Genomic DNA, 18,819 nt, shown 5'->3' with positions numbered 1-18,819 from the left:
TTCGGCTGGATTCCAGGCTTTGTTACACGCCTGTCAGTACATGTTTAGCGCAGTGTCTTTAACCCAAAGAATTCCCGGGCCGTCACTTCATCGTTCGCAATCTGTTGCTTTAAAGCATCAAGCGAGGAGAAACGCTGTTCGTTGCGCAATTTCGCGCGGAGCACCACGTCAATGTGGCGCCCGTATAAATCTAATGTGGTGTCGAGAAGGTGCACTTCCAACTGCTTGCGCACACCACCGACTGTCGGACGTATTCCGATGTTCGCCACGCCCGGCAAAGGTTCAGGCCCGAGGCCTAAGACTTCAACGGCATACACGCCGCGTACCGGTGAAACGACTCGCTTGAGCGGGACGTTGGCGGTCGGGAAACCAATGGTACGTCCCAGCTTATCGCCGTGAACAACACGCCCTGAAATACTGAACGGATGGCCGAGTAAGTTTTCGGCCAGGGCTAAATCGTCATCCCGCAGCGCATTACGGATAGCCGTACTGCTGATGCGGTTCTCCCCTTCACGGAAAGTTTGCGTGCTGATCACTTCAAAGCCGTATTCTTCCCCGGCTTTCTGCAATAGCTCAAAATCTCCCAGACGACTGGCACCAAAACGGAAATCATCCCCGACAGTCAGGAATTTAACGCCCAGCTTTTCGACCAGCAGTTGCGAGATAAAGGCCTGCGCCATGTGGGCAGCGAACCGGGGTTCGAAACGCACACATAAAAGATAATCAACGCCGCACTCTGCCAGATACTTGGCTTTGTCGCGCAAACTGGTCAGTCGTGCAGGTGCTTTATCACCGGCAAACAGCTCCAGAGGCTGTGGCTCAAAAATCATTACCATCACCGGTAACCCCAGACGTTGACCTTCCAGCTTCAGCTGTTCAATCAGGGCCTGGTGGCCACGGTGTACACCATCAAAATTGCCAATAGTCAGCACACATCCATGATGACGTGCTCGAATATTGTGTATTCCGCGAATTAGCTCCATAGCTGGCTCAAATCCAATGCTGACTCATAAAGATGGAAATCGGCGGATTATACCTTGTACAGCCTCCAAGGTTAACCAGCGATTAGCAGGATCTCACCATTCTCTCTTGCATACGGCAGATATTGCGGTTCAAATGGCGGCGTGGCGATGAAAATCTTTCGTTGCATACAGGGAATGCGTGACTTTTCGCATAAACAAAGCGTTAATGGCCGTAGTGGGCAGTTTGTACACTCTCCTGTCGATTTTTCTCGCGAAAGACTGTATTCCGATGCCGGAAGCTGTTAAAATCCTGCGCCATCACAACGTAACAAGCGACGATCGAAGTTTACTCTTTAAAACGCCGCTTATTTGCACAAATCCGTTGACAAAAGAAGACCGAAAAGGCATATTCCTCGGCCTTTGAATTGTTCATCAATAGAAAAATATTTGGGAGTTGGCCTTGGCTAATATCAAATCAGCTAAGAAACGCGCCGTACAGTCAGAAAAACGCCGTAAGCACAACGCGAGCCGTCGTTCTATGATGCGTACCTTTATCAAGAAGGTATACGCGGCTATTGCAGCAGGCGACAAAGCTGCTGCACAAAACGCATTTAACGAAATGCAACCAATCGTGGACCGTCAGTCTTGCAAAGGCCTGATCCACAAAAACAAAGCAGCGCGTCATAAGTCAAATCTGACTGCGCAAATCAACGCAATGCAATAATCGCATTACGCTGAAATGCTTGATAAAAAAACCGGCTCAGGCCGGTTTTTTTATATCTGAAATTTGAGTCACAGCGAGAAGCTACTCAAACAGCGCCGTGAAATCGGTGTGACAAATCCGCTGTACTGAAGGATGCTGGATCATACGCTCCGCAAAAATCACATAGTACTCTTCCATGATCCCCTCCAGCCGCCCGACCTCTTCAATTTTTTCATCCTGAAATTCTGTCGACGAATAGATGGCTGGCGCGACAAAAATCGCATTATTGTTCATTCCGAAAGCTTTCATTAGCGCCGCATCATCAAACTCCCCCAGAATATTGACGTTAAGCCCCTTCGTGTTAAACCAGTTAAGCAGCTTGCGACCCAGCATGGATCGCCGCCCGGGGATCAGCAAAGGCCGCTGCTCGAGACAGGCTGGAAAACTCATTTCCGACATCGGCTGGCAGCAAAAGAAGCTGATCGGGCTTTCACCCAGTTTCACGGAGAACAATCCTTCCTGCTGCGTGGAGTCCACCGGGCAATCTGACAAAATCATATCCAGCTTGTGCAGACTCAGCTGCTCAAGCAGCATTTCATGTGTTGATTCAAAGCAACGCAGATGAATTTTCGCATTGTCCGGCACGGCCGCTTCCAGCACCCGGCTGACCAGGCGTTTGGATAGCGCATCCGCCACGCCCACATCAAACAGCAGGCTCGATTCTTTGCGATAATTCACGATATCCAGCATTTCCTGACTGAGCGTGAACATTTTGTCCGCATAGCGATACACCAGTTGCCCCAGCTCAGAAGGTACCAGACCGCGCCCCTGACGTTTGAACAGCTTGCCACCCAGTCTCTCTTCCAGCGATTTAATCTGGCCGGTGATGGTCTGCGGCGTCAGATACAGTGCCTCTGCGGCTCCCACGACAGAACCTGATTTACACACGTGCCAGAAATAATACAAATGGTTGTAGTTAATATGAGGCATGGTTTCATCCTTTCTGAAGTATGAAGTCAGCATCATGCTGCGCGGTTTCCCGCACAGCACAGGGTTTAATGATGCGCTTTTTTCGGCAAAGCGCGGCTCAGCATCAGAAAACCTATAACAGCTGAAGCCACTGATCCCATCAGAATGCCCATTTTTGCGTAAGTCAGCAGCGCCGGATCAAGTGAAGCAAATGCCAGTGAGCCGATAAAAATGGACATGGTGAAACCAATCCCGCACAGCACTGACACCGCTGCAATCTGGCTAAACGTAATGCCGGATGGCAGACGGGTGATGCCCAGCTTCAGCGCCAGCCCGCCGAAAAGAATGATGCCTGACGGTTTACCCAGCAACAGTCCCGCCATGATACCCATCGGTAACATTGAAAACGCACCGGCAGCCGTCACACCATGCAACGAGATACCGGCATTGGCGAAAGCAAAAACAGGCAGAATGAACCAGGCAACGTAAGGATGAATTCCATGCTCAAGACGGCGCGCCGGTGAGGTTTTATTCTCTTTGGTTCGGAGCGGGATAAGGAATCCAAGGATCACACCCGCCAGCGTCGCGTGAATACCTGATTTTAGTACGCACACCCAGAACACGGCGCCAATGAGCAGATAAGGCGTTAGCTTGGTTACACCACGCCAGTTCAGCCAGGCCAGAACCGCGATACACGCCGCAGATAACCCAAGCGCAATCATTGAGACATCATGGCTGTAGAACAACGCGATGATAACGATCGCACCCAAATCATCAATGATGGCCAGTGCCAGCAGAAACACTTTCAGGCCAGTTGGCACGCGGGACCCCAGCAGTGCCATCACACCCAGCGCAAAGGCAATGTCCGTGGCTGCCGGAATAGCCCACCCCTGACGAGCAATGTCGTCCCCACCGTTAAACAGTAAGTAGATCAGAGCCGGAACGATCATCCCACCCAATGCGGCAATCGCCGGGAACAGAGCCTGTTCGCGATTTGCCAGCGCGCCTTCACACAGTTCACGCTTCACTTCCAGGCCAATCATCAGGAAGAATACGGCCATCAGCCCGTCGTTAATCCACAGCAAAAGCGGTTTGTCGATCAGCAATTCAGAAAAACGCAGCGTAACCGGAATATCCAGAAATGCCTGATACGCCCCCTGCAATGGGGTATTCGCCATAATAACCGCCACGATAGCGGCAAGGATCAGTACGATACCGCCTGCGGCCTCTAAGCGTAAAAACTGACGAATGATATTCGACATTCTGACTCTCCTGTAAAAAAGGCGTGGCGATAAAAGGATTGCCACAATGGAATGCGCGAATTGTACGCACAGAATCACTTCGTAAAAAGTCGATTATTTCTGGAGTATAACTCGGCTTTTACGAATGGTATGGCTTTGCATTTTCTTTATAAAACCCATAAAAAAATCCCCGGAGCGTGAACGCTGCCGGGGATTTTATGTGGCTTTCTCTGCCGCTGAAGTCAGCGAGAGATTAGCGGGTCAGATCGTCAAAGAACTTTTTCACGCCATCCAGGAAGCTTTTAGAACGCGGGCTGTTTTTTTCACCCGATACGCCACCAAAGCTTTCTTCCAGATCACGCAGCAATTGCTTCTGCTTCTCGCTCAGGCTGACCGGCGTTTCAACGACCACACGGCACATCAGGTCGCCCTGAGCACCACCACGGACAGATTTCACACCGCGTCCGCGCATACGGAACATTTTGCCCGTTTGCGTTTCGGCAGGGATCTTCAGACTCACGCGGCCATCCAGCGTTGGCACTTCAATTTCGCCACCCAGTGCAGCCATGGCAAAGTTGATTGGCACTTCGCAGTACAGGTTATTACCTTCACGCTCAAAGATTTTGTGCGCTTTAACCTGAACCTGAACGTACAGATCGCCTGACGGAGCACCGTGCTCGCCCGCTTCGCCTTCACCTTCCAGACGAATACGGTCGCCGGTATCGACACCCGCAGGAATTTTCACTGACAGCGTTTTAGAGCGCTCTACGCGACCATGACCGTGACATTTGTTGCACGGATCTTTAATCACTTTACCGCGGCCCTGACAGGTCGGACACGCCTGCTGGACAGTGAAGAAGCCCTGACGCATCTGAACCTGGCCTGCACCATGACAGGTCGGACAGGTGGCCGGAGAGCTGCCCGCTTTCGCGCCGCTGCCGTGGCAGACGTCACATTCATCCAGTGTCGGGATGCGGATTTCTTTGGTGACACCACGAACGGCCTCTTCCAGAGTCAGATCCATGTTGTAACGCAGATCAGAACCCCGGCTGGCACGCTGACGGCGACCGCCGCCAAAGATGTCGCCAAAGACGTCACCAAAGATGTCGCTGAAATCTGCACCGCCGCCGCCGTAACCGCCGCCACCGCCCATGCCACCTTGTTCAAAGGCTGCATGACCGTACTGGTCGTAGGCCGCACGTTTTTGCGCATCGGTCAGGATTTCATAAGCTTCTTTAATTTCTTTAAACCTACTTTCGGACTCTTTATCGCCCTGATTGCGGTCAGGGTGATGTTTCATTGCCAGGCGCTTATAAGCCTTTTTGATTTCACGCTCATCCGCTGTTTTGGATACGCCTAAAATCTCGTAATAATCTTGCTTCGCCATGCTTTAACCTACCCTCAACATGCGTGCACGGGCGTAGAGTTTCCTCGACGCCCGTGCTGGTTATCAGTAAAACTTCTTACTGTGCCCGCTTAAGGGCGATTATTTTTTGTCTTTAACTTCTTCGAATTCAGCGTCAACAACGTCGTCATCTTTCTGCGCGCTGTTATCGCCGCCTTCAGCCTGGCCTTGCTGCTGAGCCATTTCCATCAGTTTGCCGGAAACCTGTACCAGCGCCTGGATTTTCGCTTCGATATCAGCCTTGTCTTCACCTTTAGCCGAAACTTCCAGTGCTTTCAGGGCTTCTTCTACTGCGGTTTTGTCTTCAGCTGGCAGTTTATCGCCGGCGTCTTCCAGTTGCTTACGGGTACCGTGGATCAGGTGATCCGCCTGGTTGCGGGTCTGAACCAGTTCTTCAAACTTACGGTCAGATTCAGCATTGGCTTCAGCATCGTTGACCATTTTCTGGATTTCTTCTTCGCTCAGACCAGAAGATGCCTTGATGGTGATCTTCTGCTCACGGTTGGTAATCTTGTCTTTCGCAGACACATGCAGAATACCATCGGCGTCAAGGTCGAAGGTCACTTCGATCTGTGCCTGACCGCGAGGCGCTGCCTGAATACCATCCAGGTTGAATTGACCCAGAGATTTGTTATCACTTGCACGCTTACGTTCACCCTGCAACACATGGATGGTTACTGCAGACTGGTTGTCTTCCGCAGTAGAGAACACCTGGCTGTGTTTAGTCGGGATGGTGGTGTTTTTAGTGATAAGCGGAGTCATCACGCTGCCCATGGTTTCGATACCCAGAGACAACGGAGTCACGTCCAGCAGCAGAACGTCTTTCACGTCACCTGCCAACACACCACCCTGAACTGCTGCACCGATTGCCACAGCTTCGTCCGGGTTCACGTCTTTACGTGGTTCTTTACCAAAGAATTCAGCAACTTTCTTCTGAACCATTGGCATACGGGTCTGACCACCCACCAGGATAACGTCCTGAATGTCAGAAACTGACAGACCTGCGTCTTTCAGAGCCACTTTCAGTGGTTCGATAGAACGGTTAACCAGGTCTTCTACCAAAGATTCCAGTTTTGCACGGGTCACTTTGATGTTCATGTGTTTTGGACCTGACGCATCAGCAGTGATGTACGGCAGGTTCACGTCAGTTTGCTGAGCTGAAGACAGTTCGATCTTCGCTTTTTCAGCAGCTTCTTTCAGACGTTGCATCGCCAGTGGATCGTTACGCAGATCCATGCCTTGCTCTTTCTTAAATTCTTCAACGAGGTAGTTGATCATGCGGCTGTCGAAGTCTTCACCACCGAGGTGTGTGTCACCGTTGGTTGCCAGAACTTCGAAAGTTTTTTCGCCGTCAACTTCGTCGATTTCGATAATAGAGATATCGAAAGTACCACCACCGAGGTCGTATACCGCGATAGTGCGGTTACCGATTTCACGATCCAGGCCATAAGCCAGTGCCGCTGCGGTTGGTTCGTTGATGATACGTTTAACTTCCAGACCTGCGATACGGCCGGCGTCTTTAGTTGCCTGACGCTGAGCATCGTTGAAGTAAGCAGGTACGGTGATAACCGCTTCAGTCACTGGTTCGCCCAGATAATCTTCAGCAGTTTTCTTCATTTTCTTCAACACTTCTGCAGAGATCTGCGGAGGTGCAATTTTCTGACCTTTAACGTCGATCCAGGCGTCGCCATTGTCAGCGCCTACGATCTGGTAAGGCATAATGCCTTTGTCGCGTTGAACTTCTTCGTCCTGGAAGCGACGGCCAATCAGGCGCTTGATCGCAAACAAGGTGTTCTGCGGGTTAGTCACAGCCTGACGTTTAGCCGGAGAACCTACCAGAGTCTCGCCATCTGCCGCATAAGCGATGATGGAAGGAGTGGTGCGGTCGCCTTCAGCATTCTCCAGTACACGAGCAGTCGTGCCATCCATGATAGCTACACAAGAGTTGGTGGTGCCCAGGTCGATCCCAATAATTTTACCCATCTAAAACGTCTCCACTTAAATTCATATTCGTTCAGGTTGCTACTGTATATGTGGCCGATCTTTACGATTTCAACAGCCCCATTTAACGGATTTCCCGACGGTAACAACTGCGGTTGGGAATAAGATGGGGCCATGCTGCTCAGCATCAAGGGGCAAAGTGAAAAAAAATCTTCAATTGCTGTTACGCCAGATCAATGTTTGCTGACGCAACCCTCCTTATGATGCCGCGCGCTTCCAAAGATATGTGGCTTTTTTACCCATTTCCAAGCGTTCTTCCCCCGATTATCAATTAATAATAATTCCGATACAGAGGATCTATGCACAGTAAACCCTTAGCAAATCCAGGCCCGCTCGGGCTGATGGGATTTGGTATGACCACTATCTTATTGAATTTACACAATGCAGGCTTTTTCCCTCTCACCGCAGTGATTGTGAGCATGGGCATTTTTTATGGCGGACTGATTCAGATCCTCGCCGGGATGATGGAATTTAAAAAAGGGAACACGTTCGGCACGACCGCGTTCACTTCATATGGCGCCTTCTGGCTGAGCCTGGTTGGCATCCTGATGCTGCCACGCATGGGCCTGGCTGACGCCAGCAGCGAAAGTTTCCTGGGCGCATATCTCGGTGTGTGGGGTGTTTTCACTTTATTCATGTTCTTTGGCACCCTGAAAGCGAACCGTGGCATTCAGGTTGTTTTCGGCAGCCTGACAATTTTGTTCGCCCTGCTGTGCTACGGAAATATGACCGGCAACACCGCAGTTCTGCATTTTGCGGGCTTTGAAGGTATCTTCTGCGGTGCCAGCGCGATTTATCTGGCGATGGCTGAAGTACTGAATGAACAGTATGGCCGTACGGTTCTGCCTGTCGGCGAGCCGAAAAAACAGGCTGCGCACGTTGATGCTGTCGTTGCATAACAGTCATGCCTGAGATGATAAAGCCCTGCATTGCAGGGCTTTTTAATATCTGAAACAAACTTACTGGCCGGATGCGACACGCTCGGCAAATTTCGCTTCTTTCGCCGCTTCACTGTTCAGGTCACGGCTCAGATAAATACCGGTCAGCAGACCAATTGCGGACAGCGCCAGCACGTAGTACGCAGGAGCCATCGGGGTCAGACGCATTATGAGCGTGACGAAGATCGGCGTCAGGCCGCCGAAAATCGCATATGCCACATTGTATGAAAAAGAAATACCGGTAAAACGCACTTCAGCCGGGAATGCCCGTACCATCACATAGGGCACGGCACCGACCACGCCCACGCTCAGTCCGGCGAGCGCGTACATGCCCATGAGTACCGACGCATCCGCCGCGACCATGTGATAGAACGACCATGTGCAAATCCCCAGGAACAGGCTGCCGAAGATGAATGTTTTGCTGGCACCAAGTCGATCCACAACGCTGCCTGAGATGATGCAGCCAACCATCAGCGCCACGGTGGCCAGACAGTTTGCCTGCAATGCCGCTGCAGCCGGAATACCGAACTGTTTCTGCAGCCAGGTTGGTGTCATCAGAATCACCACCACGATCCCGGCCGATAACAGCCAGGTCATCAGCATCGAGACCACAATTTCTTTTTTATGATTGGCGACCACGGCTTTCAGAGGCAGCTCTTCCGCCAGCGCTTTGTGCGCTTTCATCTCAATAAAGACCGGCGTTTCCTGTAACCAGCGGCGCAGATACATGGCGATCAAACCGAAAATACCGCCAATAAAGAACGGAATACGCCAGCCGTACTGACTGATTGTTACCGGTGTCATGCTGGTGTTCAGTAAAGTTGCCACCAGAGAACCCAGCAGGATCCCCAATGTTAAACCGGCCGTCAGCGTTCCACAGGCAAAACCAATGCGGCTGCGCGGCACATGCTCGGCCACAAACACCCATGCACCTGGGACTTCTCCGCCAATAGCCGCACCCTGCAATACGCGCATCAGCAATAATAACAGCGGTGCTGCAATGCCAATCGACGCATAAGTCGGCAATAAACCCATCGCCAGTGTCGGCAAGGCCATCAGCAGAATACTCAGACTGAACATACGCTTACGACCCACTAAATCGCCGAAATGCGCCATGATGATGCCGCCCAGCGGACGTGCCAGATAACCGGCGGCGAAAATACCGAAGGTCTGCACCTGCCGCAGCCAGTCGGGCATGTTGACCGGGAAGAAGAGATCGCCAATCACCGCAGCGAAGAAGACGAAAATGATGAAATCGTAAAATTCGAGTGCGCCACCCAATGCAGCCAGGGACAGCGTTTTGTAGTCCTGCCGGTTCAACCGGCGCGATTGTGCGTGTTGCATAGGGATACCGTCAGACACCAGAGTGTAAAATGGAAAAAGGTTTTGCCACCTCATGTAAAGTAATCATTACTATAACGGCAAATATTTTTCACACCAGAGTGCCTGACGCGTAACTTCTGTTAATTTTGAAATCGGGGGCTATTCAGTTTTTTGTATCGCGGCGGGCACTTTTTGGACGAAAAGCTGCTACCACTTCATCATGCGTTTCGACGTAAGGTCCGTCGAGAAGCTGGATACAGTACGGCACGCTGGCGAAAATACCGGAAACAATCACCTTACCGTCAGCATCTTTCAGGCCTTCCAGCGTTTCCTGAATTGATTTCGGCTGACCGGGTAAATTGAGGATCAGCGCCTGTTTGCGGATAACCCCAACCTGACGCGATAAGATCGCCGTCGGCACAAAGTGCAGGCTTATCTGGCGCATCTGCTCACCGAAGCCCGGCATTTCACGATCGGCCACCGCCAGCGTGGCATCCGGCGTAACGTCACGGCGTGCAGGGCCGGTTCCGCCGGTGGTCAGCACCAGATGACAGCCACTCTCGTCGACCAGTTCGCTGATCGCCTGTTCAATGAGCGGCTGCTCATCTGGGATCAGTCTTGTTTCCAGTTTGAATGGGGTAATAAGCGCCTTCTCCAGCCACGCTTCCAGCGCCGGAATGCCTTTATCCTGATAAACACCGTTTGAGGCGCGGTCCGACACCGATACCAGACCAATTCGGAATGTATTCATGCTATTTCTCCACAGCATTTTTCTTCGTAATTTGTCTCAGTATATCGGTAACCGACCGTTGGTTTTATCGCAGGCACAAAAAAAGCGGCTGATTAGCCGCTTTTTGTCGAAAACTGAGCGCTGATTACAGCAGGTCAGAAATCATTTTTTCCAGTTTACCCTGGTCAACTGCAAACTTACGGATACCGTCAGCCAGTTTGTCGATAGCCATCGGATCCTGGTTGTGTTCCCAGTAGAACTGAGATTCAGTCAGTGGCGCAGGACGTGGTTTGGTTTCACCGGAGAAGGACAATTTGCGCTCCAGCGGACCTTCGCTTTCTGCCAGCTCTTTGAGCAGCGCAGGAGCGATAGTCAGACGGTCACAACCAGCCAGTTCGATGATTTCGCCGATGTTACGGAAGCTTGCGCCCATCACGACAGTTTCGTAGCCGTGTTGTTTGTAGTATTCGTAGATTTCGGTCACAGACACCACGCCCGGATCTTCATTCGGCGCGAACTCTTTCTTGTCGCCATTGGCTTTGTACCAGTCGAGAATACGGCCAACGAATGGAGAAATCAGGAACACGCCCGCTTCTGCACAAGCACGAGCCTGAGCGAAGGAGAACAGAAGGGTCAGGTTACAGTTGATGCCTTCTTTTTCCAGTTTTTCCGCAGCGCGGATACCCTGCCAGGTCGAAGCGAGTTTGATCAGGATACGGTCGTTGGTGATGCCCGCATCGTTATACAGTTTGATCAGACGTTTGGCTTTGGCCACGCTCGCGTCAGTGTCGTAAGACAGACGGGCATCAACTTCTGTTGAAATACGGCCCGGGACCAGTTTCAGAATTTCCAGACCGATGTTTACTGCCAGCTTGTCAGCGGCATCAGTAATCTGCTGATCGTGATCGCTGCTCTGGTCACGTGCCCAGGCGATTGCTTCGTCGATCAGTTTACGGTATTCAGGAATTTGCGCAGCGCTGAGGATCAGTGACGGGTTGGTGGTCGCATCCTGCGGCTGGTACAACTTCATTGCCGCGATATCTCCGGTGTCAGCAACAACCTGAGTCATTTGGCGTAGGGAAGTCAGTTTATCGGTCATTTTGGCATATCTCATCGTTTGGACGTTTTCGTATAGGCATTTTCATGCCTTGCCTTTGGCTGATGATAACATGCAAAAAGCCACGCGCAAGGCGCATCTCGCGGCATGCTCGGCTACGAACATCTATGGATTTATCACCTTCCAAAACACACAATTTCAGCCAAAATGCATATGTCACCGGTTTGATAAAAAAGGTATGTTAGCCATCCAAAGTGGTCATTGCCCTTAAGCCAATTAATAAAAACGATGAAGGGTAAATCAACCAAGGACAATTCATGAATGACTTGCTGGAATTTTTCGACACAATTCTCTGGAGCACAATCCTGATTTACCTGCTGTTTGGCAGCGGTATTTATCTCACTTTCCGTCTTGGGTTCATTCAGTTTCGTCGTTTTGGCCACCTCTTCTCTCCGTCCCTTTTTAAACGCAACGCCGATCCCCGCGGAACATCCCCTTGGCGCGTACTTTGTCTGAGTATGGCTTCACGAATGGGTACCGGTAACCTGACAGGCGTGACCATTGCGATTGCGCTCGGCGGGCCGGGAGCCATTTTCTGGATGTGGATTATTACGCTCTTCAGCATGGCGACCGCGCTGATAGAAAACACGCTGGCGCAGATTTACAAAGGCACCAGTGCGCGTAATAAATTTCGTGGTGGACCGGCAGACTACATGGAGAAAGGGCTGGGAATGCGCTGGATGGGGATCCTGTTTTCCTTCCTGATGGTCATTTCCTGCGGCTTTATTTTCAGTGCGTTACAGGCCAATTCGATTGCTCAGGCATCATTCCATCTCCTGCATGTTCCGGCGCTGACAACCGCCTGTATTTTAGCGGCACTGGTTGCCCTGCTGATTTTCGGCGGGATCCGCGCCGTTACCTGGCTGTCCAAATGGATGATTCCGCTGATGGCCATTGCGTGGCTGCTTCTGGCCGTTTGGGTCATTGGTCATCATGTCGAAAAGCTTCCTCAGGTATTCGCACTGATATTCAAAAGTGCCTTCGGCCTGCAGGAAGCGGCATCCGGCGCGCTGGCTTATGGCGTGACTCAGGCGATAACGCAGGGGATGCAGCGCGGGGCTTTTGCCAGTGAAGCCGGTGTCGGTTCATCGCCAAATGTCGCGGCGATGGCAGCAGTCAGCCATCCGGCTGCTTCGGGTTTTAACCAGATGCTGGCGGTGTTTATTGATACGGTGGTAATTTGCACCGCTACGGCGTTGATTATTTTAACGTCCGGCGCGTTGGATATTCCCGGAGCACCCACGGGAATTCGCCTGCTCCGCCTGGCCATCGACCCCGCATTGCCAGAATGGAGCTCGGTTATTCTGGCGATGCTGGTGTGCGCCTTTGCGTTCACTTCAATCGCCGGCAACTATGTCTATGCTGAAAACAATCTCAGTTTTGTTCACAGCGCTTCCCCGGTTAAGTTGCTGATTTTCCGGTTGCTGGTCATTGCGATGGTTTTCGGCGGCTGCCTGATGGAACTCCAGATGCTTTGGAAGCTGGCTGATATCTTCATGGCGCTGATGGCCATACTTAATCTCACCGCCCTGCTGCTGCTTTCCGGCATCGCGGTAAAAGTGGTGAAGGATTATGAGCGGCAGCGGCGGATGGGCAAAACTCCCGTCTTTAACCCTGACCATTTCCCTGAATTACGCGGTCAGCTTGAGCCGGGTGTGTGGGATAAAACGTCATCTCCGCGCTGATTTTCACCGCTTTTACCTATTGCTGTCATGCCCCCATCGCAGTGACTTTTTTGCTACAGTATGGCAACGAAAAATTCTGAATTTGAACCGTCACTGACCAACGGACAAGACTATGCTGACCATTATTTCACCTGCCAAAACGCTCGATTACGAAAGCCCGCTTGCGACAACGCGCTATACCCAACCAGAGTTGCTGGATAAATCCAGTGAACTGATCAACGTGGCGCGTAAAATGTCCCCGGCGCAGATCTCTTCACTGATGGGGATCAGCGATAAACTGGCCCATCTGAACGCTGAACGCTTCAATGACTGGCAGCCGGATTTCACCCCGAAAAATGCCCGACAGGCGCTTCTGGCCTTTAAAGGTGACGTGTATACCGGTCTGCAGGCGGAAGATTTTAGCGAGAAAGATTTCGATTTTGCCCAAAAACATCTGCGCATGTTGTCCGGTTTATACGGTCTGTTGCGTCCGCTGGATTTAATGATGCCTTACCGTCTGGAAATGGGTATCCGTCTGGAAAACCCGCAGGGTGCGAATCTGTATGCGTTCTGGGGCGATTTACTGACTGAAAAACTGAATCTGTTACTCAGCGAACAGAAAAGCAAAGTGCTGGTGAATCTGGCGTCTGATGAATACTTCAAAGCGGTGAAACCTAAACTGCTGGATGGGGAAATCATCAAACCTGTCTTCCTTGATGAGAAGAACGGTAAGTACAAAGTCATCAGCTTCTACGCCAAAAAAGCGCGTGGCCTGATGAGCCGGTTCATTATCAAAGAGCGTCTGGATAAGCCGAAACAACTTCAGGATTTCAATCTGGAAGGTTACGAATTTGATGAATCACGCTCACAGGGCAACGAGCTGGTATTTACCCGCCCGGAACGCTGATTTATCTGAGCAGTATGCGTAAAAAAGCCCTCGCGAAGAGGGCTTTTGCATTTCTGAAGCACGGTTTTTATTCAGGCAGCGCCATCAGGAATGCGCGCATTTCACTGAAATCAGCCGGAAGGTTATGCGACAGCAACGGCAGATCTGCGCGATCCGCCAGTTCTTTCGGCAAACCGATGTCCTGATCCAAAATCGCTTCCACGCTTTCTTTGAATTTCGCCGGATGCGCAGTACCGATGAACAGACCAAATTCGCCCGGTTGCAGCTGATCACGCAATACTCGGTAAGCAATAGCCGCGTGAGGTTCAGAGATATAACCGATATTCGCCAGCTCGCGCATCGCATCTTCGGTGGTGTCATCGCTGACTGCGCCAAAGCCCAGATCTTTCAGCTGCCAGGTTTTACGACGATAGAGCTCTTCCACACGTGGCCAGTTATTTGGCTGGCTGACGTCCATGGCGTTCGACAATGTCGCTACGGTTTTCTTCGGATCCCATTCGCCGTCAGACAGGAAACGCGGCACGGTATCATTGGCGTTAGTCGCTGCGATAAAGCGTTTCACCGGCAGGCCGAGAGATTTCGCCAGTAAACCGGCCGTCAGATCCCCGAAGTTACCGCTTGGCACGGAAACGACCAGCTGATTGCGCGCTTCCTGCGGCAACTGAGCCACCGCTTCAAAGTAGTAGCAAATCTGCGCCAGCAGGCGGCTGATATTGATGGAGTTGGCCGAGTTCAGCTTCAGCGCATGTTTCAGTTCTTCATCATCAAACGCCTGTTTCACCAGCGCCTGACAGGCGTCAAAATCACCGTCGATGGCGACAGTATGGATGTTGCCACCAAGGGTACAGAACAGTTTTTCCTGCAACGGACTGATTTTGCCGCGCGGATACAGGATCACTACACGGACATTTTTCAGACCGTGGAAAGCGTGCGCCACGGCTGCGCCGGTATCGCCCGACGTTGCGGTCAGAATGGTCACCGGCTCGTCACCTGAAACCTGCGTCAGGATCTGCGCCATGAAGCGGCCACCGAAATCTTTAAAGGCCAGGGTCGGACCGTGGAACAGTTCCAGACAGGCAATGTCTTCTTCCACTTTCACTACCGGTGCCGGGAAAGCAAAGGCGTTTTTCACACGCTGATGTAATTCCTCTTCAGGAATTTCATCGCCGATGAAAGCAGAAAGAATGCGGCTGCTGCGGGTGACGAAATCCAGTTCCAGCAAGCGGTCGATTTCAGTCAGTTCAAATTCAGGCAGATCCAGCGGGAAGAATAAACCCTGCTGTTTTCCAAGACCTTGTTTGACGGCCTGAGCAAAGCTGACCTGCTCGTTGTGATCCTTCAGGTTGTACAGTTTCATTAGTTATCCCAATAAATTATCGAGTTATCCCAATACCCGCGCGCCCGCGGTATCAAGACGACAAATATGAACAAAGCCTTCGTCATTTTGCAGATAGTGCGTCTGCAACCAGTCAGCCATACGTTTCGCTGTTGCGCTGTCATTACAAACCGCAAACAGCGTCGGACCGGAACCCGAAATCCCGCAAGCCAGCGCACCGATTTCTTCTGCGGCGCTGCGTGCTTCTGCAAAGCCCGGCAGCAGACGGGTGCGATAAGGTTCAGCAATCACATCTTTCATCAGTTTCGCAGCCAGCGCAGGTTGCTGCGTGTGACAGGCATGAATAAAGCCCGCCAGATAACGACCATGGCTGATGCAATCCTGACGGCGATACTGCGCGGGTAAAATAGCACGCGCTTCTGCCGTCGACACTTTGATGCCAGGATACGCCATCACCCACAACCAGTCGTCAAAGCTTGGCACGTTCTGGCTGATAATATCGAGTTCTTCCAGCATCAGCTGAATGCCGCCCAGATAGCACGGTGCGACATTATCGAAATGCACGCTGCCGGAAATACGCCCTTCCAGCTCGCCCATCAGCAACAGCATCTGGTTTTCACTGAGCGGCTTACCGCAAAATTCATTCATCGCCATCAGACCGGCGACCACCGAACAGGCGCTGGAACCCAGGCCGGAACCGATCGGCATGTTTTTTTCCAGCGTCATCGCCACCGGCACTTCTTTGCCGATTTCCTGACAGAAACGCTGCCAGCACTGATAAACGATGTTGTCTTCCATGCGGTCAGGCAGTTTAGACACAAACTTGCCTTCGTTTTTCAGACTGAACTCTGTGGCCGCTTCGACAGAAACGCAGTCGCCCAGCAGCGTGCCATCGACCGAAGACACGGCCGCGCCCAGCACGTCGAAGCCTACGCTGACGTTCCCGATTGAAGCCGGGGCATACACCTTAACCATATTAAACTCCTAACTTCCATGACAGCGTTCTCAAAAGATCGGCAAATACACCTGCCGCCGTCACATCATTCCCGGCGCCGTAGCCACGCAGAACCAACGGCAACGGTTGATAATAGCGGCTGTAAAACGCCAGCGCATTCTCACCATTTTTTACTTTATAAAGCGGGTCATTACCATCGACGGCATCGATTTTTACCTTGCACTGGCCGTCTTCGATAGCCCCGACATAGCGCAATACTTTGCCTGCAGCGGTAGCATCGGCCACGCGTTGGGCGAACTCTGCATCCAGTTCCGGCAAGCGTGCGACAAATTCACTCACGCTTCCTTCGCTGTTAAAGGACGCCGGTAAAACAGATTCCACATCGATATCCGACAGTTCGAGTTTGTAACCGGCTTCACGCGCCAGGATCAGCAACTTACGCGCCACGTCCATCCCGGACAAATCATCACGAGGATCCGGTTCGGTATAGCCCATTTCCTTCGCCTGCAAGGTCGCGGCGGACAGCGACATGCCTTCGTCCAGCTTACCAAAGATGAAAGACAGAGAACCGGACAGAATACCGGAGAAACGGAGCAGTTCATCACCGGCATTCAACAGGTTTTGCAGGTTTTCGATAACCGGTAAACCCGCGCCGACATTGGTGTCGTAAAGGAACTTACGGCGTGAGCCATCCGCCGCTTTGCGCAGCTGATGGTAGTAATTCATTGAAGACGTGTTGGCCTTTTTGTTTGGCGTGACCACGTGGAAACCGTCGGCGAGGAAATCAGCATACTGATCGGCCACTTCCTGGCTTGAGGTACAGTCGACGATCACCGGATTCAGCAGGTGATATTCTTTCACCAGACGGATCAGACGCCCCAGATTTAGCGGTTCTTTCGCAGCAGCGAGTTCATCACGCCAGGTTTCCAGTGCAATACCGTGAACGTTGGTCAGTAACGCGCGGGAGTTAGCGATGCCACAGACGCGCAGATCGATGTGTTTGGTTTTCAGCCACGTCTGCTGACGGCGGATCTGTTCGATCAATGCCCCACCCACCCCGCCGACGCCGATCAGGAATACTTCGATCACCTGATCGGTATTGAACAGCATCTGATGGCTGACGCGCACGCCGGTGGTCGCATCGTCATTATTGACGACCACGGAGATAGAACGTTCGGAAGAGCCCTGAGCGATTGCCACAATATTGATATTGGCGCGCGCCAGAGCCGAGAAGAATTTCGCTGAGATGCCTCGCAGCGTGCGCATGCCGTCGCCGACCACGGAAATCACCGCCAACTTTTCCATGACGTCCAGCGGCTCGAGCAGGCCGTCTTTCAGCTCAAGATAGAACTCGTCTTCCAGCGCTTTACGGGCGCGTTGCAGCTCGCTTTGCGGCACACAGAAACTGATGCTGTATTCGGAAGAAGACTGCGTGATCAGCACCACGGAAATGCCGGAACGGGACATCACGGCAAACACACGCGCCGCCATGCCGATCATCCCTTTCATTCCCGGACCGGAAACGTTGATCATCGCCATGTTATTCAGATTAGTGATGCCTTTTACCGGCGTGCTGTCATCAAGACTTTCGCTGCCAATCAGGGTGCCCGGAGCCTGCGGGTTAGTGGTGTTTTTAATCAGGCAAGGGATCTGGAACTGAGCAATCGGCAGGATGGTACGCGGGTGAAGGACTTTCGCGCCAAAATACGAAAGCTCCATCGCTTCCTGATACGACATCGATTTCAGCAAGCGGGCATCGGGTACAGTGCGCGGGTCACAAGTATAAACGCCATCGACATCAGTCCAGATTTCGCAACAGTCAGCGCGTAAACAGGCGGCCAGTACGGCGGCTGAATAGTCGGAGCCGTTACGGCCCAGCACCACCAGTTCGCCCTTTTCATTACCGGCAGTGAAACCGGCCATCAGCACAATGTGATCGGCAGGGATGGCACTGGCGGCAATACGGCGGGTGGATTCGTTGATATCCACGGTGGATTCAAGGTAATGCCCCTGTGCAAGCAACTTTTCAACCGGATTGATGACGGTGACGCCGAAACCTTTCGCCAGAAATACCGCTTCCATGATGGCAATGGAAAGTTTTTCACCACGACAGATAATGGACGCGTTCACACTGTCCGGACATTGGCCCAGCAGGGTAATGCCATGCATCAACTGTTTGAGCTGAGCGAATTCGTGATCGACAAACGCTTTCACCTTTGGCAAATCAAAGCCCGGCTGCGCCGCCGCCAGACCGGTAATCAGCTGACCAAAAATGTTTTCAGCATCGCTCATGATAGTTTGAATGTCCTGTCCTGCGACAGTTCGCTCAATCATGGCAACCAGATAGTTGGTAATTTTGGCAGGCGCGGATAAAACCGTTGCGACCTGTCCCTGACGCGCATTGCTTTCCATAATGTCCGCAACCCGCAAGAAGCGTTCTGCGTTTGCTACCGAGGTCCCGCCAAATTTCAACACTCGCATTTCTGGTACTCTCCTGAAGCTCTCGTTTAAATGTAAAAAAAAAGCCCGCACTGGTTAGGTGCGGGCTTTTTTTCTTTTTCCTGTACG

15 protein-coding genes and 1 other annotated feature (1 of these 16 cut by a window edge) are annotated in these 18,819 nt (G+C 52.0%); of the genes, 4 read left to right on the top strand and 11 right to left on the bottom strand.

What is annotated here, in order from left to right:
• Positions 1 to 44 precede the first annotated feature (44 nt).
• Positions 45 to 983: a bifunctional riboflavin kinase/FAD synthetase gene (gene ribF, locus CKQ54_RS06655; RefSeq protein WP_013577063.1), complete on the bottom strand. Its 939-nt coding sequence runs from the start codon at positions 981 to 983 to the stop codon at positions 45 to 47.
• A gap of 439 nt (positions 984 to 1,422) precedes the next feature.
• Here ribF and rpsT point away from each other — a divergent pair, with 439 nt between their 5' ends.
• Entirely contained in the window at positions 1,423 to 1,686 is a 264-nt protein-coding gene (gene rpsT, locus CKQ54_RS06645) for a 30S ribosomal protein S20 (RefSeq protein WP_013577064.1), read from the top strand.
• Between the two features lie 81 nt (positions 1,687 to 1,767).
• Here rpsT and nhaR read toward each other — a convergent pair whose 3' ends face one another.
• From nhaR to dnaK, 4 genes are all read right to left on the bottom strand, one after another.
• Positions 1,768 to 2,655 carry a transcriptional activator NhaR gene (gene nhaR, locus CKQ54_RS06640; protein WP_120161956.1) on the bottom strand — a complete coding sequence of 296 codons (888 nt, stop codon included), beginning with the start codon at positions 2,653 to 2,655 and terminating at the stop codon, positions 1,768 to 1,770.
• A 65-nt stretch (positions 2,656 to 2,720) separates the two neighbouring features.
• Positions 2,721 to 3,896, bottom strand: a complete 1,176-nt coding sequence (gene nhaA, locus CKQ54_RS06635; RefSeq protein ID WP_120161957.1) for a Na+/H+ antiporter NhaA — start codon at positions 3,894 to 3,896, stop codon at positions 2,721 to 2,723.
• 232 nt (positions 3,897 to 4,128) lie between these two features.
• Positions 4,129 to 5,262, bottom strand: a complete 1,134-nt coding sequence (dnaJ, locus tag CKQ54_RS06630; RefSeq protein ID WP_120161958.1) for a molecular chaperone DnaJ — start codon at positions 5,260 to 5,262, stop codon at positions 4,129 to 4,131.
• Between the two features lie 99 nt (positions 5,263 to 5,361).
• Positions 5,362 to 7,263, bottom strand: a complete 1,902-nt coding sequence (gene dnaK, locus CKQ54_RS06625) for a molecular chaperone DnaK (RefSeq protein ID WP_112287001.1) — start codon at positions 7,261 to 7,263, stop codon at positions 5,362 to 5,364.
• Between the two features lie 317 nt (positions 7,264 to 7,580).
• On the opposite strand from dnaK, the gene satP reads away from it, so the two are divergent.
• A complete protein-coding gene (gene satP, locus CKQ54_RS06620) occupies positions 7,581 to 8,180 on the top strand; it encodes an acetate uptake transporter (protein WP_112287002.1) in 600 nt (199 codons plus the stop codon).
• Between the two features lie 60 nt (positions 8,181 to 8,240).
• Here the strand turns inward: satP and CKQ54_RS06615 are convergent, their stop codons facing one another.
• From CKQ54_RS06615 to tal, 3 genes are all read right to left on the bottom strand, one after another.
• Positions 8,241 to 9,563 (bottom strand): MFS transporter, encoded by a 1,323-nt coding sequence (locus CKQ54_RS06615; RefSeq protein WP_120161959.1) that lies wholly within the window; start codon positions 9,561 to 9,563, stop codon positions 8,241 to 8,243.
• A gap of 142 nt (positions 9,564 to 9,705) precedes the next feature.
• On the bottom strand, positions 9,706 to 10,293 hold the full coding sequence (gene mog / locus CKQ54_RS06610) for a molybdopterin adenylyltransferase (protein ID WP_120161960.1): 588 nt from the start codon (positions 10,291 to 10,293) through the stop codon (positions 9,706 to 9,708).
• 124 nt (positions 10,294 to 10,417) lie between these two features.
• Positions 10,418 to 11,371 (bottom strand): transaldolase, encoded by a 954-nt coding sequence (gene tal / locus CKQ54_RS06605; RefSeq protein WP_112291902.1) that lies wholly within the window; start codon positions 11,369 to 11,371, stop codon positions 10,418 to 10,420.
• Positions 11,372 to 11,646: 275 nt separating this feature from the next.
• On the opposite strand from tal, the gene CKQ54_RS06600 reads away from it, so the two are divergent.
• Positions 11,647 to 13,074: an alanine/glycine:cation symporter family protein gene (locus CKQ54_RS06600; RefSeq protein WP_120161961.1), complete on the top strand. Its 1,428-nt coding sequence runs from the start codon at positions 11,647 to 11,649 to the stop codon at positions 13,072 to 13,074.
• A gap of 112 nt (positions 13,075 to 13,186) precedes the next feature.
• Positions 13,187 to 13,960, top strand: coding sequence for a peroxide stress protein YaaA (gene yaaA / locus CKQ54_RS06595; protein ID WP_120161962.1), 774 nt, complete (start codon positions 13,187 to 13,189; stop codon positions 13,958 to 13,960).
• A 67-nt stretch (positions 13,961 to 14,027) separates the two neighbouring features.
• On the opposite strand, the gene thrC is transcribed toward yaaA, so the two are convergent.
• From thrC to thrA, 3 genes are read right to left on the bottom strand one after another with little or no spacing between them, the layout of a single operon-like run.
• A complete protein-coding gene (thrC, locus tag CKQ54_RS06590) occupies positions 14,028 to 15,317 on the bottom strand; it encodes a threonine synthase (RefSeq protein ID WP_120161963.1) in 1,290 nt (429 codons plus the stop codon).
• A gap of 24 nt (positions 15,318 to 15,341) precedes the next feature.
• Positions 15,342 to 16,271: a homoserine kinase gene (thrB, locus tag CKQ54_RS06585; RefSeq protein WP_120161964.1), complete on the bottom strand. Its 930-nt coding sequence runs from the start codon at positions 16,269 to 16,271 to the stop codon at positions 15,342 to 15,344.
• A 1-nt stretch (position 16,272) separates the two neighbouring features.
• The gene (gene thrA / locus CKQ54_RS06580; protein ID WP_120161965.1) at positions 16,273 to 18,732 is read right to left on the bottom strand and encodes a bifunctional aspartate kinase/homoserine dehydrogenase I; all 2,460 of its coding nucleotides are present in this window, start codon (positions 18,730 to 18,732) and stop codon (positions 16,273 to 16,275) included.
• 34 nt (positions 18,733 to 18,766) lie between these two features.
• Positions 18,767 to 18,819: a sequence feature (Thr leader region), on the bottom strand; it runs 64 nt beyond the window's last position.

The sequence above is a fragment of the Rahnella variigena genome, assembly GCF_003610915.1.
In the GTDB taxonomy this organism is placed as follows: domain Bacteria; phylum Pseudomonadota; class Gammaproteobacteria; order Enterobacterales; family Enterobacteriaceae; genus Rahnella; species Rahnella variigena.
Note: the sequence above shows the minus strand (reverse complement) of the source record. Positions and strands in the feature narration are given on the sequence as shown.

Coding starts and splice junctions, on each gene's coding strand:
- CKQ54_RS06600 (WP_120161961.1), top strand. CDS start 11,647: ATGAATGACTTGCTGGAATTTTTCGACACAATTCTCTGGAGCACAATC.
- nhaR (WP_120161956.1), bottom strand. CDS start 2,655: ATGCCTCATATTAACTACAACCATTTGTATTATTTCTGGCACGTGTGT.
- mog (WP_120161960.1), bottom strand. CDS start 10,293: ATGAATACATTCCGAATTGGTCTGGTATCGGTGTCGGACCGCGCCTCA.
- yaaA (WP_120161962.1), top strand. CDS start 13,187: ATGCTGACCATTATTTCACCTGCCAAAACGCTCGATTACGAAAGCCCG.
- dnaJ (WP_120161958.1), bottom strand. CDS start 5,262: ATGGCGAAGCAAGATTATTACGAGATTTTAGGCGTATCCAAAACAGCG.
- CKQ54_RS06615 (WP_120161959.1), bottom strand. CDS start 9,563: ATGCAACACGCACAATCGCGCCGGTTGAACCGGCAGGACTACAAAACG.
- tal (WP_112291902.1), bottom strand. CDS start 11,371: ATGACCGATAAACTGACTTCCCTACGCCAAATGACTCAGGTTGTTGCT.
- dnaK (WP_112287001.1), bottom strand. CDS start 7,263: ATGGGTAAAATTATTGGGATCGACCTGGGCACCACCAACTCTTGTGTA.
- nhaA (WP_120161957.1), bottom strand. CDS start 3,896: ATGTCGAATATCATTCGTCAGTTTTTACGCTTAGAGGCCGCAGGCGGT.
- thrA (WP_120161965.1), bottom strand. CDS start 18,732: ATGCGAGTGTTGAAATTTGGCGGGACCTCGGTAGCAAACGCAGAACGC.
- ribF (WP_013577063.1), bottom strand. CDS start 983: ATGGAGCTAATTCGCGGAATACACAATATTCGAGCACGTCATCATGGA.
- thrB (WP_120161964.1), bottom strand. CDS start 16,271: ATGGTTAAGGTGTATGCCCCGGCTTCAATCGGGAACGTCAGCGTAGGC.
- thrC (WP_120161963.1), bottom strand. CDS start 15,317: ATGAAACTGTACAACCTGAAGGATCACAACGAGCAGGTCAGCTTTGCT.
- satP (WP_112287002.1), top strand. CDS start 7,581: ATGCACAGTAAACCCTTAGCAAATCCAGGCCCGCTCGGGCTGATGGGA.